The organism is Acinetobacter sp. ANC_7655 (assembly GCF_056784015.1).
Window position 1 is genome coordinate 274794 of the sequence record NZ_JBWYJB010000001.1, and the last position, 14899, is coordinate 289692.

Below are 14899 nucleotides of genomic sequence, written 5' to 3' on the forward strand. Positions count from 1 at the left end.
TCAGATTATGACTATCACTTGTGTATAGATCATGTTTTTCATCTTTAAGCTTTCTCCTAATAAGCAGTTAACATCAACACATATCTTAAATATGAGATTAAATTAAACATTTATACAATATACTAATATTTTGTCTCATTTATAATACTAAAATTACCACTTTGAACTGGAGAATAATGATGAGTGAACAACAACAAGCGATTGATAAAGCGCTTAAAACTAAAGCACCTAAAGATGTCGTATTGGCTTTTTTATATAATACTGATAAATCAAGAGTAGCGATTGCTTCAGAAAAGTTAGTGGCTGAAGATGCCATTTATACTTCGCTAAATTTCAACAATCCTGAACTTAAACAAATTGAACCTTGGGCTGGTACTTCTACAGGTCGTGATGTCTATATATATACTTTTTCTAATGTCGGAACTTATTGGACGATCGATGATTTTCAAATCACAGATATTTTAGCTGAAGATGAAACAGTGGCTGTATTCGGACAATTTACCTATACATCTGTTCACGCTAAGCGCACTTTTACTTCACCTTTTTCAATTAAAGCAATAGTTAAAGATGGCTTAATCACGTATTTCCAGTTTATGGAAGATACTTATGCTTCAGCAGCATCTTTCAGAGTAAGTGGTGAATGGACAATTCAACAAAATGCTGATCCAAAATTAAATTTTACCGTGTCAGAAACTACGGCTAATTAACTGTAAAATAATAAAAATAGGATAATAAAAAAGCCTCATAAGAGGCTTTTTTATGACTGTTAAAGCTTTTCAATCAGAATACGATCAATCTGTTTTAATCCTGAAGTTTTTTCACGATTTTTTCGACGTACTTTAATGATTTTCTCTTCAGCCATATCTTGTAGCAATAATTCTACTGCTACCATCGCTTCAAGTGGTAAGTCTTCACCAATCCACTTTTGCTCACCCGCATCCATTAAAGTAATTTCATCACTAATTTGCTCATACAAACTCATTGCGCTACTCACTTCCAATCTGAAATCTAGGGAATGAATGTATCTATATAGATACATAAAAATAAAAAGACGCCCCACAGTTGGGACGCCTTTTAAAACACTTAATTCTAAGAATTAAGCAGTAATTTCTTTCACTGCTGCGACAACTGCTTCAGTCGTAATACCAAAGTGTTGGAACAAATCTTTCGCTGGTGCAGATTCGCCATACGTAGTCATACCAATCACACGACCATCAAGACCTACGAATTTCCACCAGTAGTCAACATGAGCCGCTTCAACAGCAACACGTGCACGAATGTTAGATGGAAGAACTGCCTCACGGTAAGCAGCATCTTGCTTAACAAATTCTTCAGCACATGGCATAGACACAACACGCACACCTTCAAGCTGTGCATAAGCTTCCATTGCCAATGCAACTTCCGAACCTGTTGCAATGATAATCGCTTTCAATTCGCCTTTTTCTTCAGCCAATACATAACCACCTTTCGCAACATCAGCAATTTGTGCTTCTGTGCGTGTTTGGAATGCTAAGTTTTGACGAGAGAAGATCAACGCAGTTGGACCTTCAGAACGTGTTAACGCAGATTTCCAAGAAATTGCTGCTTCAACTGTGTCACATGGGCGCCATGTGTTGAGGTTTGGTGTACCACGTAAAGATGCGATTTGTTCAATTGGTTGGTGTGTTGGACCATCTTCACCCAAACCAATAGAATCGTGTGTGTAAACATGAATCACACGTTGTTTCATCAATGCAGACATACGTACTGCGTTACGTGCATATTCCATAAACATGAGGAATGTTGCTACGTAAGGAATGAACCCACCGTGAAGTGCAACACCGTTTGCGATTGCAGTCATACCGAACTCACGTACGCCATAGTGTACGTAGTTACCTGCAGCATTGTCTTGAACGCCTTGTGCGCCTTTCCAAAGTGTTAAGTTAGAACCTGCTAAGTCAGCAGAACCACCTAAGATTTCAGACAGCATTGGGGCAAATGCTTGGATTGCATTTTGGCTTGCTTTACGTGTTGCGATGGTTTCAGCTTTTGCGTTTACTTCAGCAATATACGCATCCGCTTTTGCAACGAAGTCAGCAGGTAATTCACCGCTTAAACGACGTTTAAGATCAGCCGCTTCAGTTGGATATTTTGCTTCATATTGTGCAAATACTTCGTTCCAAGCTGCTTCTGCTTGTTGACCTTTTTCTTTCGCGTCCCATGCAGCATAAACGTCAGCAGGAATTTCGAATGGACCTTCAGTCCAACCCAACGCTTCACGTGTTAATGCGATTTCGTCGTTACCCAGTGGTGCACCATGGCAATCTTCTTTACCTTGTTTGTTTGGTGAACCTAAACCAATAATCGTTTTACAGATAATGATTGTTGGTTTCTTCGTTTCAGCTTTAGCTTCTAAAGTTGCCGCACGTAATGCATCTGCATCGTGACCATCAACTTTCAATACTTGCCAGCCATAAGCTAAGAAGCGTTGTTCTGTATCGTCAGAGAACCAACCTTCTACTTCACCATCAATTGAAATACCATTGTCGTCATAGTAAGCAATTAATTTACCTAGCCCCAAAGTACCTGCCAATGAACATGCTTCATGAGAAACACCTTCCATTAAACAGCCGTCACCTAAGAAACAGTAAGTGAAATGATCAACGACTTTAATGTCTTCTTTGTTGAATTGCGCTGCTAAGGTTTTTTCAGCCAAAGCAAAACCAACAGCATTCGCGATACCCTGACCCAATGGACCAGTGGTTGTTTCGATACCAGGTGCATAACCTAATTCTGGGTGACCCGGTGTTTTTGAGTGCAATTGACGGAATGCTTTTAAATCTTCAATTGAAAGATCATAGCCAGTCAAATGTAATAATGCATATTGAAGCATTGAGCCATGACCATTTGATAATACAAAACGGTCGCGGTTAGCCCACTGAGGGTTTGTCGGATTGTGATTTAAGAATTCACGCCATACAACATCAGCAATATCAGCCATCCCCATTGGTGCACCTGGATGTCCAGAATTTGCTTTTTGCACAGCATCCATTGCAAGTACACGAATTGCGTTAGCAATGCGACGTTCATTCAGCGGGGTTGTCATAGATCAGTGTCCGATAAATTAAAGATGGGAAATGAATAAAATTCAAAAACTGGGTGTATTGTCTTAAAAAAATCAAACAGCGTAAAGCCCAGAAACGTATATTTCAGCCCTAAAGCGAAAAAATTCATACAATGCGAGTCGGTTTTACCAATATTCAATTCAATCCAATATTTTTTAGTCGCTTGGCCTTTTTTTAAAGTACTGATGTTGAATCATATATTCATATTCTTTCGTACCCACTTAAGCTGTTTTTTATTTCAGCTCAGTCTTAAAAAGAATAAGTCTTATACAAAAGTTTTCACTTATCAATTTAACAGATGATGATATCAATTAAAAAAACACAAAAATGACATAAATTCATGCTTTTTAGTCAGGTTAAGCTAGTCCTTAACGTTAAGTCGATGTACCATATTGCGTCTTTAGAAATAACTGTGATAGGACTTATGCGCGAGTACGCTGTATTTACTTCAGAATCTGTAAGCGAAGGCCATCCAGATAAAATGGCTGACCAAATCAGTGATGCTATTTTGGATGCAATCTTAAAAGAAGACCCATATGCACGGGTTGCTTGTGAAACGCTTGTAAAAACAGGTGCTGTTGTTCTTGCAGGTGAAATCACAACAACTGCAAATGTAGACTTTGAAGCAATTGTACGCCAAACCGTAAACGGCATTGGATACCATCATTCTGATTTAGGTTTCGATGGTTCAACTTGTGCTGTTATCAACATGATTGGCAAACAATCTCCTGAAATTGCTCAAGGTGTAGATCGTCAAAAACCTGAAGATCAAGGTGCTGGCGATCAGGGTTTAATGTTTGGCTACGCAAGTCGCGAAACAGATGTTTTAATGCCTGCTCCTATTTCGTATGCGCACCGTCTTATGGAAAAACAAGCAGAACTTCGTCGTAACGGAAGTCTGCCATGGTTACGTCCAGATGCGAAAAGCCAAGTGACTTTTGCATATGAAAATGGCGTACCTGTTCGTTTAGATGCGGTCGTATTATCGACTCAACACGATCCTGAGATTTCACAGACTGATTTAAAAGAAGCTGTCATTGAAGAAATCGTGAAAAAAGTGATTCCAGCAGATATGTTCCATGCGGATACCAAATTCCATATCAACCCTACTGGTATGTTTGTGATTGGTGGTCCAGTCGGTGACTGTGGTTTAACAGGTCGTAAAATCATTGTAGATACATATGGTGGTATGGCTCGTCACGGTGGTGGTGCTTTCTCTGGTAAAGATCCATCTAAAGTAGACCGCTCTGCTGCTTATGCTGGTCGATATGTTGCAAAAAATATTGTTGCCGCTGGTTTAGCCGATAAATGTGAAATTCAAGTGTCTTATGCGATTGGTGTTGCTGAACCAACATCTATCTCAATCAATACATTCAATACTGCTAAGGTTTCTGAAGAATTGATTATTGCATTGGTACGAGAGCATTTCGATTTACGTCCGTATGGTATTACACGTATGTTGAATCTCATTCAACCGATGTATAAGCAAACTGCTGCATATGGTCACTTTGGTCGTGAAGGTTCTGATACTGCATTCACTTGGGAAAAGACAGACAAGGTTGAAGCGCTTAAAGCATCAGCTGGTTTGTAATTTCCAAATAAAAAAGCCCACATTGATGTGGGCTTTTTTATAGATTCAATTTGCTTTATCACTTTGATGAAGCGTGTCCAAAAACGACTGCTTCACAGGGACATTTTGGTTATCTTGTAAATATAAATGGGCCACTTTAAACACAATGGCTGCGGCTAAACACGCAATGATACAAAATATCCAAAAACCATAAGGTGTTCTGATATTTTGTGATCCGCATTCAGAACACACTTTGTCTGTCGAAGCAACCACCTTGTCGCAACACGCACAATGATACTGATACAGCATACTCATCCTCCCGATTTGACTGTCTTTTTATTTTTATCTACATCACCTTAGAGGCTAATATTTATACTATATAAGCCTTCACCAATAATCAACCTCATGATGTAGCTATAAAACAGCAACCATCTATGTCTTCATTCAATATCTTGTATTATCAGATATCTATATGAATTTTTTTTGACAACCTGCTCTATCATTCTTTTTTCTTCTAGAGATTATCCATATTTTATTCACGCACTCGCCCATCATATCCGCATGGAAATCATAAATTGAAGTAAAATAAACGTAGTGAAAAAATGATGATATGACGATGGTTCAATTAATTAAGAAAGGCGGCTTGAGAGAAAGAGCAAACAGAAGTCGCTCTTATCAAGGTTCTGAAAATACTGAAGCAACTTTGCGACCAAGACGTTATCAGCAAGACACGCTCGTTCTGACTCAAACAGAAGAGTTAGATCAGGATTCAGTTAAGCAAAATAAGCGCATCTATCCACAACCAGACTGCAAAGATCAAAAATAGACCACCCGATGCCATATCTATGTAATGCCCTGAACGCTGGTAGAGCTGTTTAATTTTAGGTCGTGCTAAAACGACCATCAAAAACGTAAAGGTTAAAAACGTTTGAATCGGAATAATGACTGCCAGTTGTATTTTCAACATCTCTGGTGCTGAAGCAGTTAAGGCAAGTGAAAATACACTACTAAAATAAATCAGTGTTTTAGGATTGGATAGGTTTGTAAACAACCCCATCAGAAAGTATTTTTCAGCTTTTAAAGGTAACTGATTTTCATCAATTGCATCAAGTTTGAAAGACTTATAGGTTTGCCAACCACCCCTTAGCATCGCCCAGCCCATTTTTGCCAAAAATAAACCACCGACTAACATTAAGACTTGTTGAATCCATGGGAATTGGGCAATCAAAAGTGCAAAACCTGATAAAGTTAAAATCACCCAAAATAAAATTCCAATAGAAATACCTAAAATAACTTTCAACGTGTTTGCGATTGTGGTTGACGCTGCGCATTTGGCAATCAACAAAATATCAGGTCCAGGACTCAATTGAGCAACAAGATGTAGGACACAGATGGTAAGTAATAGAGACATAAATCAAAAATGAATAAAAATTGTTTGAATTATACTGTTTTTTAGGAAAATCGAGATACAAAAATAAAAAAACCAGACATTACATCTGGTTTTGAACATGCGCAATTTACTTTTGATTAACGTCTTTCATTTCAATTTTCTTTGCTTCAGGTGTAATTTCTCTTGCTTCACCATCAATGATAGTAGAGTCATTTGAACCACGACCGTGCTGCTGGCTTTGCATTTCTTGCATTTGGCGCATTAAATCTGCAAATGGATTCTGACCATTTGCTTGACCACCCATGCCGCCCATATCTCCCATCATACCACCCATCATTTTTTCCATCATGGCTTGCTGACGCTTCATCATGGTTTTCATCATCACCGCTTTAAATGCTGTTTGAACAGGTGGAATTAGAATAAGTAAGGCGAATAGATCGGAAATTAACCCCGGAATCAAAAGGAAAATACCCGCAATAATTTTAGGTAAGTTATTGGTCAAATTCGGATCAGCACTCATATGACCTTGTTGCATTTGCTGCATCTGTGGCATTAAACCTGATGCATGAGAACGAACCATATTTAAACCAATAAAGAATGCAGCAATAAACCAGAAGAATACATACCACATACTTCCGACTAGATCACCCACACCGACCCATACGAAGATTTCAAGGACTATACCGATTAAAACAATAAGAGCTAATTTCATGAAATGTAATCTAATCTCAAAAATTTAAATATAGGGTCGTAATCATCTGCTCAATCTGTATCAAGCTTTTTTCATACGCTTATGTAACAATATGGGCATTATTTTATTTTTAAAGTCATGGAATGTCATTAATTATCGGAATTGATCCTGGTTCACGTCTAACAGGTTACGGTATTATTCAAAAACAGGGGCAAAAACTCACTTTTGTTGATGCTGGAACAATTCGCACTGAAACACCTGACATGCCTGAGCGTCTAAAACGAATTTTTTCAGGCATTGAAAGAATCGTTAAATTTCATGGTCCTACCGAAGCTGCTGTGGAACAGGTATTTATGGCGGTCAATCCTGACTCTGCCTTAAAACTTGGTCAAGCACGCGGTGCAGCTATAGCGGCATTGGTCAATTTAGATCTACAAGTGGCTGAATATACTGCGCGTCAAATTAAACAATCTGTTGTTGGCTATGGCGCTGCTGATAAAGAACAGGTTCAAATGATGGTTATGCGCATACTTAATTTAAGTATTAAACCACAAGCCGATGCTGCAGATGCACTTGCCGCAGCAATTTGCCATGCACATGCCTCTGGCAGTATGAGTAAATTGGCTGTCTTAAATGCTTTAGGTGGAATGGCACGTGGACGAAGCCGCAGCAGTAGTCGTCGACGTTAAAAGTCTCTCGACACTCAATGCACTTATTGGCGAATTTGAAAGTTATCGAAATCACGCTCTTTGATGTCAATTAAGTCTTCATAGAAGATTTGCTTAACTTTACTATTATGAGGCCCTGCCATGGCCAGTTTGATCATGTCATTTACATCTTTATATGTGCCAACAATGATAGCTTCCACATCCCCATTATCCATATTTTTAACGTAACCAGTTAAATGCAACTTTAAGGCTTGTTCCATAAACCAGCGACGAAATCCGACCCCTTGAACAAGACCTTGTATCGTTAATTTTAAATATCGCATATCTATCCCTGAATTTTATTTTAGATTTACTATTTGATAAATCGCTTGAGCCATATTCTGAGCTAACAAACCACGTTCACCCTGTTGAGCCAATACATCACCTGCCATGGCATGTAAGTTAACAATTTCATGAAGTTGAATGGAATTAGACAATTGTCCTTTAAGACTAGCAATCATTCCTGCAAGGATATCCCCCATTCCACCTGTACCCATTCCTGGATTACCTTGGGTGCAAATCCAAATGGTTTGCTGCGCGTCAATCGTTAAACTTCCTGCACCTTTTAATACCCATTCACCAGCATACAGTGTTTGTAATCGTTTAATTGCTTTGATGCGGTCATGCTCAACTTCCGCCACGCTAGAGTGTAAAAGTTTTGCAGCCTCACCAGGATGTGGCGTTGCGTAAGTTCTCTCATTGAGTCGAATGGGCTTTTCAGATAAGAACCACAATGCATCAGCATCGAGTATAGTCGGTTTGTTCGTAGAGGACAGAATACTCATCCATTGATCATATTGCTCAGCTGCCCAATCATCACGTCCCAACCCCATTCCAAAACAAATCGAATCGACTTGCTGTAGCAAATTTTTTCGTTGTGATGGATCGAAACGATTAATATCCTGCACCATTACATTGGGAGATCGTGACAAAATTGCTGAATGATGTTTAGCATCACACACGATCGTGACTTTACCCGCCCCAGCGGCAAATGCAGCTTCAGCCGCCATAATCACCGCACCTCCCATTTGTGCATGACCGCCAATCACGAGCACATGCCCATACGTTCCTTTATGTCCTGTAGAGTGTCGTCGCGGCAAAATTGTTTTGACTGGGCTTAATCGGGCCACAGGTTTTAAATCTGAGTCACATGGTAAAATGGGAATGAGTTTTAGATGTCCTATAAAATCCTGTGCACGCCCTACAAATTGCCCTACCTTATATGCGAGTGCGGTAAGCGTATGCTGAGCATGAATAGCCATTGGTAATGGTTGACCTGTATTTGCATCTAAACCGCTCGGCATATCAATCGCAATTTTGACGCCGTCTTGCTCATTAATATGATGGATAATTCTCTGCCAGTCTTCACTTAAAGTACGATTAATTCCAATTCCAAACAATGCATCAATATAGACATCATAACCCTTACAATGGTTCAGATCGGTGAACTGCTTAAGTGGTATGGATTGACTCATTTTATAAGCACTCTGCAAGGAGTCAGCCGAGTGATGATCGACTTGTGAAAAAGAAAAAATATCGATTTCTAGATTTTGGTTGAATGAACAATGTCGTGATAAAGAGTGCTGTGCTAAATAGTACGTAACAAGATAACCATCCCCTGCATTATTTCCTTTGCCGCAGCAGACTGCGATACGGATTTTCTTTTTTTCAATACCTTGAAGAATTGTGATGATTTCTTGTGCCATCATCCAAGCAACTTGCTGCATAAGACCAAAAGCACTATTTTGATCGTCAAACCAGCGCTGTTCCCAAGCTTGTATCTCACTGCTGTGATAAACTTGTTGATGCATTATCGTTCCTTTTTTTATTTATGACTCAATCTCTCTCATCTATACCAGCTCGTATTCCAACACAGCAATTTGATCCTCATGCGCTTAAAGCTTGGATTAAATCTCAAGCATTGGAACTGGGCTTCGCTGATTGTGTCATTGCCCGACCTGATGCTCAAGATGAATTACCTCGATTAAAAGCATATTTAGAACAAGGATTTCATGGTGACATGAAGTTCCTCGAAGAAAATTTGGAAAAACGTGCTAATCCAACACTGTTGGTTCCCCATACAAAAAGTATTATCTGCGTCAGAATGAATTATTTGGTTGAACGACCTCAACCTCGAACAGTACCTGATTTCCCTAATTCTGCCGTTATTGCGCGATATGCACGCGGACGGGATTACCATAAAACCATGCGCGGTAAATTAAAAACACTTTCAAACCTTATTCGTGAAAAAGTCGGCCCATTTGAATCAAGACCTTTCGCCGATTCAGCCCCTATTTTTGAAAAATCACTCGCTGAATCTGCAGGTATGGGTTGGACAGGTAAACATACCCTGCTCATCCACAAAAAATCGGGCTCCTTTTTTGTACTCGGTGAACTGTTTAGTTCCCTTGAATTACCCTTTGACGAGCCTGCCAGTTCACATTGCGGCACATGTACAGCATGTATTGATATTTGTCCAACGCAGGCGATTGTAGCGCCATATCAATTAGATGCCCGTAAATGTATTGCCTATCTGACCATTGAATACCAAGGGGTGATTCCTGAAGAACTACGCCGTGGCATAGGTAATCGCGTATTTGGATGTGATGATTGCCAGCTGATTTGTCCTTGGAATAGTTTCGCACAAACTACAACGGTTGCTGATTTCCATCCCCGTCATGGGCTGGATCGTCTTTCTTTAATTGAATTATGGCAATGGGACGAAGCAACATTCTTAGCCAACACAGAAGGCAGTCCACTGCGTAGAACAGGCTATGAAAGCTTTATGCGGAATATTGCGATTGGAATCGGGAATGCACCGTATCATCCAAACAATATTGAGCAATTGATACTAAAAAGAAATCAGTCTAGTGAGATTGTGCAAATCCATATTGACTGGGCAGTACAAGAACAACAATCAAAAAGAAATAATTAATTGTACTTTTCCAAGATGACTTGACATCGCAAAAACACCGTTTTAAGCATGATCTGAAATTTTAAGCACACGTTAGCAACAAGTTCTCAGCATCAAGTTCCCAAAAAATAATTTTGCGGCGAAAAATGCATAAAAATAGTCAAGTTTGTAACTAAATCAACAATGATTAATTTCTATTGAGTTGGCGAATTTGATAATTTTTTTGAGTCATTATTGTCATATTTTACGATTTTGCATTGTTAAAATTACAGTATGATCAAATAAGTAGCTTTTTAATTGATGGATAAATTATGCAAGTACGCAATGATTGGACGCGTGAAGAAATACAAAAACTCTATGAACAACCCTTCATGGACTTAGTTTTCGAAGCACAACGCGTGCATCGTCAATACTTTGATGCAAATACCATTCAGGTCAGCACATTACTATCGATCAAAACGGGTAAATGTCCTGAAGATTGTAAATACTGTTCTCAATCTGCACGTTATGATTCCAAACTTGAAGCCGAAAAAAGAATTGCTGTTGAAAAAGTAATTCATGAAGCCAAAGAAGCTCTCGCTTCTGGATCATCTCGTTTTTGTATGGGTGCTGCATGGCGAAATCCTCATGAACGCGATATGCCCTATGTACTTGAAATGGTACGTGAGGTAAAAGCCCTAGGACTTGAAACCTGTATGACCTTAGGGATGCTTAATCAATCACAAGCGGAACGTTTAAAAGAAGCGGGGTTAGATTATTACAACCACAATTTAGATACCTCTCGTGAGTACTATCCAAATGTGATTACCACACGCACTTATGATGATCGTTTAAATACTTTAGACTTTGTGCGCCAAGCAGGCATGAAAGTGTGTAGCGGTGGAATTGTTGGCTTAGGTGAAGATACTCAAGATCGTATTGGTCTATTACATGAACTTGCGACCTTAGCTATTCATCCAGAATCGGTACCAATCAACATGCTTGTGCCGATCGAAGGCACACCCTTAGCAGATGTTGAAAAACTCGATGTGACTGAATGGATTCGCACCATTGCCGTAGCGCGTATTATCATGCCAAAAAGTTATATAAGACTTTCAGCGGGTCGTGAATCTCTTTCTGATTCGGATCAAGCATTAGCGTTTATGGCGGGTGCTAACTCTTTGTTCTCAGGTGAAAAGCTTTTAACGACACCCAATGCTGGTGAAGGCAAAGATAAACAGTTGTTCGATAAGTTAGGTCTAAAAGCCGAAAAAGCGAAGCCGACTGTATCAGAGCTGACTATAGATGCAATGGCAAGTTAATTTATAAGATTCGCTCAATCAAAAACCGAAGCTTTGCTTCGGTTTTTTATGATGTGATCAATATGCCATAACTGGCATTAAGATACTGTCCTGGCTTAATTTCATCTGTTCCATTGGCATGGTGTACCGTTATTTTTTGACTAAATGCATCAAACTCAAAGCGATCATAACTATCTTGGTGGTGCATCAACCAATAAATCGTATCTATGACATGATCATCACAAATATAAGTATTCGATTTAAAATCTTTAATCATTTAATTTAAATCCTTTTTTCAATCACAACATTATTATATCTCAATTCATTTTATTGAATATCATTTTCTTTATTTAAGATAATTTCTAATTTTTTATTAATCCAATATATTATATTTACATATCACAATAAATCGATTTTCACCCATTTTATAAGCGCTATTATTTTATTTTAATTTAAAATAAAGACTGAGTATTATGAATATCGGTAATTTAAAAACTCAAACTGCATTACAACACCGTCCCAGCGCACTGACCACACAAATTAATGCTGTATGGGGACAAGGACCATCTTCACGTTATGAAAGCCTCGCCTCGTTATTTAGACCAACATTTGAAAAAATCAAAGCTTCGCGATCAGAACGCGAAGAAAAGCGAATTTTAGCTTTTGAACAGATTCAATGGTTAAAAGACATCGGTTTTACGAGACTTCGCTTACCCACTTCGCAAGGTGGATTTGATGCAACTATTCCAGAATTATTTAATCTATTAATCGAACTTTCCGAAGCTGATGCAAATTTACCGCAGGCACTTCGCGTACATTTTGGCTTTGTGGAAGATTTACTGCTCAGCCGCGACCCACAGTTTAAATCTATATGGCTTCCTAGAGTGGCTCAAGGTCAAATTATTGGAAGCGCATGGTCTGAAGGTGGAAATGAGTCCATTCATGAATTTAAAACGAGACTTTCCAAAGATGCTGAGGGACGCACGATATTGAATGGACAAAAATTTTATACCACAGGAAGCTTGTATGCAGACTGGATTGATGTGGGTATTACTGATTTGTATGGAGAATCAGCCAGTATTCTAATCCCTCGACATGCTGAAGGTGTTGAGATTGTGGATGACTGGAATGGTTTTGGTCAAATTCTTACAGCAAGTGGTACTACTAAGTTCACTGATGTTGTTGTGAATCAACAAGATGTCATCGGAGACCAACAGCGCTTTAAATATTCAGCAGCATTCTATCAACTGATTCAATTGGCAATTATTTCAGGGCTTACAAGAGCAGCAAGCTATGAAGTATCAGCTGAGGTTTATAAACGTGAAAGAAATTATACGCATGCCAATGCTTCCTTCGTCCGTAATGATGCTCAAATCCTACAAGTGGTGGGTCAAATTCGTGGTGTCGCGTACACCACTGCAGCAATTATTGAAAAAAATGCACAGGCTATACAACGTGCTTTTGAAGCTGGGTTGAATGAAAATGAACAACTCGAAGCAGATCAAAATGCCATAGCAGAATTAGAGATTGCTCAATCTCAAACCATTATCACCACACTTGCATTAAATGCTTCGACCATCATTTTTGATGCTCTAGGAGCATCAGCCACTGATAAAAACTTAGCTTTAGATCGTTTCTGGCGAAATATTCGTACGCTCGCATCACACAACCCAAGAATTTATAAAGATCGAATTGTCGGAGACTTTAGCGTAAATGGTGCATTGCCCCCTTATCAATGGCGTATCGGTAAAGTTGATGTATCAGGGCTTCGGCAAACAGATAAGGCTTCTTGAGCTCGCTTTAAATCGTTAAGACACTATTCTTTAGTGTTTTTTTTTAGTGTCTTTTTTTAGTGTTTTTTAAAGTGATCTATCTAAATCGCTTAGGCTATTAGAGCTCTTATTTACGAACCTAGTAAAAAGGTCCTTAACAGGACCTTCTTAGCAGCATCATCGAAATTACATCAATTAAGCCACTTGAGCTTTCAAGTGTTTCGCCAAAGGACTATTACCAATTTGCCATACAAATGGCAATTCAGTTTGATTCACGACAAAAGCCCCCACCACTTTCTCCTTATAAATAATCGGATTATGTGAGGATACGACTCGTGCATTACGCCAGAAACGATCTAACTGCTTCGATGAAGCGCTGGCTGAAGCACCCAAACTATTGAATAGTTTAGTTGTTAAATCAAGTACAAGATCTGAAATGACTACCTGCCCTTGAGCAGATTCTAGTTCCGCAATTTGATTAATCTCATGATCTTTTTCAGATGACGCATTAAAGTGACTTAAATATGCATCATCCAGTGCTGCAGCTGTTTTTAAAGTAATGGCTTGACTGGCAAATGCTTGGGAAGATGCCTTACCAATCACTTGTAGAATCTGAGCATCATCACGGACCAGATCAGCATTCCCGTGGCTAAAGATTCGAGTACGCTTACGCACTTCCTCACTAAAGGTTTCCACCGCAGAAAATGCAATGCCGGTCAGTGTTGCTAGATGTACAACTTGATAAAAAGCTGTTTGATATTTAAAACGCTGATCAAACGGGTAAATATGATCTCGTTCAATCGACACTTGGTTGATTTTTAGCGTCCCACTTCCCGTTGTTTTTTGACCAAATCCATCCCAATCATCATGTACTTTAATTCCATTAGCTTTAGTTGAGACCGCTGCAATCACATGCTGATCAGTGGTTTCATCATAGGCAAAAAGATCAATCCAATCGGCAAAAATAGTACCTGTAGAATAGAACTTTTCTCCTGAAACTTCATATTCGCCTTGTTGATTTTGTTTCACTCGGGTAATGACGTCGCCTATCTCAACATTACCGACCTCTGTCCAAGCGTTTCCTGCGATTTCACCATTTACAAATCGCTTAAACCAAAACGCTTGTGATTGATCTTTATGCGCCACTAAACGGTCTTCGACAAATGCAAAATGTCCACGTAAAGCTTGCACAATATTTGAATCCGCTGTCGCCAACTCGATTAAGATTTGGAAAAGTTGCTGTTGGGTAAAACCTGCACCGCCATATTTTTTTGGTACACGTAATGCACCAAAACCTACATCGTTTAACCATTTAATTTGTTCATGAGGCAAATCACGATCGGTTTCTCGTTGAACGGCCCCTTCTGCAATCCGCTTAAAAATCGGTCGAAACTTTGCTGCAACCTCTTCATAGTTGGCACCAAGTGAAAGTTCTTCATTCTGATTTAATATAGTCATAATAAATTTCTCC

Annotated in this window: 16 protein-coding genes; 7 read left to right on the forward strand and 9 right to left on the reverse strand. The window is 39.1% G+C overall.

Features of this window, described 5'->3' with window-relative positions:
- The first annotated feature begins 179 nt into the window (after window positions 1–179).
- The gene (locus AC1M9N_RS01450; RefSeq protein WP_481596990.1) at window positions 180–707 is read left to right on the forward strand and encodes a nuclear transport factor 2 family protein; all 528 of its coding nucleotides are present in this window, start codon (window positions 180–182) and stop codon (window positions 705–707) included.
- A 59-nt stretch (window positions 708–766) separates the two neighbouring features.
- Here AC1M9N_RS01450 and AC1M9N_RS01455 read toward each other — a convergent pair whose 3' ends face one another.
- Window positions 767–982, reverse strand: a complete 216-nt coding sequence (locus AC1M9N_RS01455) for a hypothetical protein (RefSeq protein WP_035263790.1) — start codon at window positions 980–982, stop codon at window positions 767–769.
- Between the two features lie 114 nt (window positions 983–1096).
- On the reverse strand, window positions 1097–3085 hold the full coding sequence (gene tkt, locus AC1M9N_RS01460; RefSeq protein ID WP_481589912.1) for a transketolase: 1989 nt from the start codon (window positions 3083–3085) through the stop codon (window positions 1097–1099).
- A 443-nt stretch (window positions 3086–3528) separates the two neighbouring features.
- Between tkt and metK the strand changes: the two genes are divergently transcribed.
- Window positions 3529–4695, forward strand: a complete 1167-nt coding sequence (gene metK / locus AC1M9N_RS01465; RefSeq protein WP_035263794.1) for a methionine adenosyltransferase — start codon at window positions 3529–3531, stop codon at window positions 4693–4695.
- A gap of 45 nt (window positions 4696–4740) precedes the next feature.
- Here metK and AC1M9N_RS01470 read toward each other — a convergent pair whose 3' ends face one another.
- Window positions 4741–4983, reverse strand: coding sequence for a hypothetical protein (locus AC1M9N_RS01470; RefSeq protein ID WP_035263796.1), 243 nt, complete (start codon window positions 4981–4983; stop codon window positions 4741–4743).
- Window positions 4984–5290: 307 nt separating this feature from the next.
- Between AC1M9N_RS01470 and AC1M9N_RS01475 the strand changes: the two genes are divergently transcribed.
- Window positions 5291–5500 (forward strand): hypothetical protein, encoded by a 210-nt coding sequence (locus AC1M9N_RS01475; RefSeq protein ID WP_035263798.1) that lies wholly within the window; start codon window positions 5291–5293, stop codon window positions 5498–5500.
- Here AC1M9N_RS01475 and AC1M9N_RS01480 read toward each other — a convergent pair.
- Both AC1M9N_RS01480 and AC1M9N_RS01485 read right to left on the reverse strand, forming a co-directional pair.
- On the reverse strand, window positions 5444–6085 hold the full coding sequence (locus tag AC1M9N_RS01480; protein WP_481954143.1) for a LysE family transporter: 642 nt from the start codon (window positions 6083–6085) through the stop codon (window positions 5444–5446). The genes AC1M9N_RS01475 and AC1M9N_RS01480 overlap by 57 nt on opposite strands.
- 106 nt (window positions 6086–6191) lie before the next feature.
- Complete coding sequence (locus tag AC1M9N_RS01485) at window positions 6192–6776, reverse strand: FxsA family protein (RefSeq protein WP_035263802.1); 585 nt, start codon at window positions 6774–6776, stop codon at window positions 6192–6194.
- 122 nt (window positions 6777–6898) lie between these two features.
- On the opposite strand from AC1M9N_RS01485, the gene ruvC reads away from it, so the two are divergent.
- Window positions 6899–7444 carry a crossover junction endodeoxyribonuclease RuvC gene (gene ruvC / locus AC1M9N_RS01490; RefSeq protein WP_481954144.1) on the forward strand — a complete coding sequence of 182 codons (546 nt, stop codon included), beginning with the start codon at window positions 6899–6901 and terminating at the stop codon, window positions 7442–7444.
- Window positions 7445–7467: 23 nt separating this feature from the next.
- Here ruvC and AC1M9N_RS01495 read toward each other — a convergent pair whose 3' ends face one another.
- Both AC1M9N_RS01495 and AC1M9N_RS01500 read right to left on the reverse strand, forming a co-directional pair.
- Window positions 7468–7746 carry an acylphosphatase gene (locus tag AC1M9N_RS01495; RefSeq protein ID WP_092766403.1) on the reverse strand — a complete coding sequence of 93 codons (279 nt, stop codon included), beginning with the start codon at window positions 7744–7746 and terminating at the stop codon, window positions 7468–7470.
- Window positions 7747–7761: 15 nt separating this feature from the next.
- Window positions 7762–9273 (reverse strand): NAD(P)H-hydrate dehydratase, encoded by a 1512-nt coding sequence (locus tag AC1M9N_RS01500; RefSeq protein ID WP_481954145.1) that lies wholly within the window; start codon window positions 9271–9273, stop codon window positions 7762–7764.
- A gap of 20 nt (window positions 9274–9293) precedes the next feature.
- Between AC1M9N_RS01500 and queG the strand changes: the two genes are divergently transcribed.
- Both queG and bioB read left to right on the forward strand, forming a co-directional pair.
- Window positions 9294–10397, forward strand: coding sequence for a tRNA epoxyqueuosine(34) reductase QueG (gene queG / locus AC1M9N_RS01505; RefSeq protein WP_481954146.1), 1104 nt, complete (start codon window positions 9294–9296; stop codon window positions 10395–10397).
- 290 nt (window positions 10398–10687) lie between these two features.
- Window positions 10688–11677 carry a biotin synthase BioB gene (gene bioB / locus AC1M9N_RS01510; RefSeq protein WP_180027754.1) on the forward strand — a complete coding sequence of 330 codons (990 nt, stop codon included), beginning with the start codon at window positions 10688–10690 and terminating at the stop codon, window positions 11675–11677.
- A 46-nt stretch (window positions 11678–11723) separates the two neighbouring features.
- Here the strand turns inward: bioB and AC1M9N_RS01515 are convergent, their stop codons facing one another.
- The gene (locus AC1M9N_RS01515) at window positions 11724–11933 is read right to left on the reverse strand and encodes a hypothetical protein (RefSeq protein WP_092766405.1); all 210 of its coding nucleotides are present in this window, start codon (window positions 11931–11933) and stop codon (window positions 11724–11726) included.
- Between the two features lie 196 nt (window positions 11934–12129).
- Here AC1M9N_RS01515 and AC1M9N_RS01520 point away from each other — a divergent pair, with 196 nt between their 5' ends.
- Window positions 12130–13449, forward strand: coding sequence for an acyl-CoA dehydrogenase family protein (locus AC1M9N_RS01520; protein WP_481954147.1), 1320 nt, complete (start codon window positions 12130–12132; stop codon window positions 13447–13449).
- Window positions 13450–13623: 174 nt separating this feature from the next.
- On the opposite strand, the gene AC1M9N_RS01525 is transcribed toward AC1M9N_RS01520, so the two are convergent.
- Window positions 13624–14886 (reverse strand): acyl-CoA dehydrogenase family protein, encoded by a 1263-nt coding sequence (locus tag AC1M9N_RS01525; RefSeq protein ID WP_092766407.1) that lies wholly within the window; start codon window positions 14884–14886, stop codon window positions 13624–13626.
- Between the last annotated feature and the right edge of the window lie 13 nt (window positions 14887–14899).

Excerpts from the sequence above, each read along its gene's own strand:
- AC1M9N_RS01500 (WP_481954145.1), bottom strand. The coding sequence starts at position 9,273 with ATGCATCAACAAGTTTATCACAGCAGTGAGATACAAGCTTGGGAACAG.
- bioB (WP_180027754.1), top strand. The coding sequence starts at position 10,688 with ATGCAAGTACGCAATGATTGGACGCGTGAAGAAATACAAAAACTCTAT.
- AC1M9N_RS01455 (WP_035263790.1), bottom strand. The coding sequence starts at position 982 with ATGAGTTTGTATGAGCAAATTAGTGATGAAATTACTTTAATGGATGCG.
- AC1M9N_RS01480 (WP_481954143.1), bottom strand. The coding sequence starts at position 6,085 with ATGTCTCTATTACTTACCATCTGTGTCCTACATCTTGTTGCTCAATTG.
- AC1M9N_RS01495 (WP_092766403.1), bottom strand. The coding sequence starts at position 7,746 with ATGCGATATTTAAAATTAACGATACAAGGTCTTGTTCAAGGGGTCGGA.
- queG (WP_481954146.1), top strand. The coding sequence starts at position 9,294 with ATGACTCAATCTCTCTCATCTATACCAGCTCGTATTCCAACACAGCAA.
- AC1M9N_RS01450 (WP_481596990.1), top strand. The coding sequence starts at position 180 with ATGAGTGAACAACAACAAGCGATTGATAAAGCGCTTAAAACTAAAGCA.
- AC1M9N_RS01475 (WP_035263798.1), top strand. The coding sequence starts at position 5,291 with ATGGTTCAATTAATTAAGAAAGGCGGCTTGAGAGAAAGAGCAAACAGA.
- AC1M9N_RS01485 (WP_035263802.1), bottom strand. The coding sequence starts at position 6,776 with ATGAAATTAGCTCTTATTGTTTTAATCGGTATAGTCCTTGAAATCTTC.
- AC1M9N_RS01470 (WP_035263796.1), bottom strand. The coding sequence starts at position 4,983 with ATGCTGTATCAGTATCATTGTGCGTGTTGCGACAAGGTGGTTGCTTCG.
- ruvC (WP_481954144.1), top strand. The coding sequence starts at position 6,899 with ATGTCATTAATTATCGGAATTGATCCTGGTTCACGTCTAACAGGTTAC.
- AC1M9N_RS01520 (WP_481954147.1), top strand. The coding sequence starts at position 12,130 with ATGAATATCGGTAATTTAAAAACTCAAACTGCATTACAACACCGTCCC.
- tkt (WP_481589912.1), bottom strand. The coding sequence starts at position 3,085 with ATGACAACCCCGCTGAATGAACGTCGCATTGCTAACGCAATTCGTGTA.
- AC1M9N_RS01525 (WP_092766407.1), bottom strand. The coding sequence starts at position 14,886 with ATGACTATATTAAATCAGAATGAAGAACTTTCACTTGGTGCCAACTAT.
- AC1M9N_RS01515 (WP_092766405.1), bottom strand. The coding sequence starts at position 11,933 with ATGATTAAAGATTTTAAATCGAATACTTATATTTGTGATGATCATGTC.
- metK (WP_035263794.1), top strand. The coding sequence starts at position 3,529 with ATGCGCGAGTACGCTGTATTTACTTCAGAATCTGTAAGCGAAGGCCAT.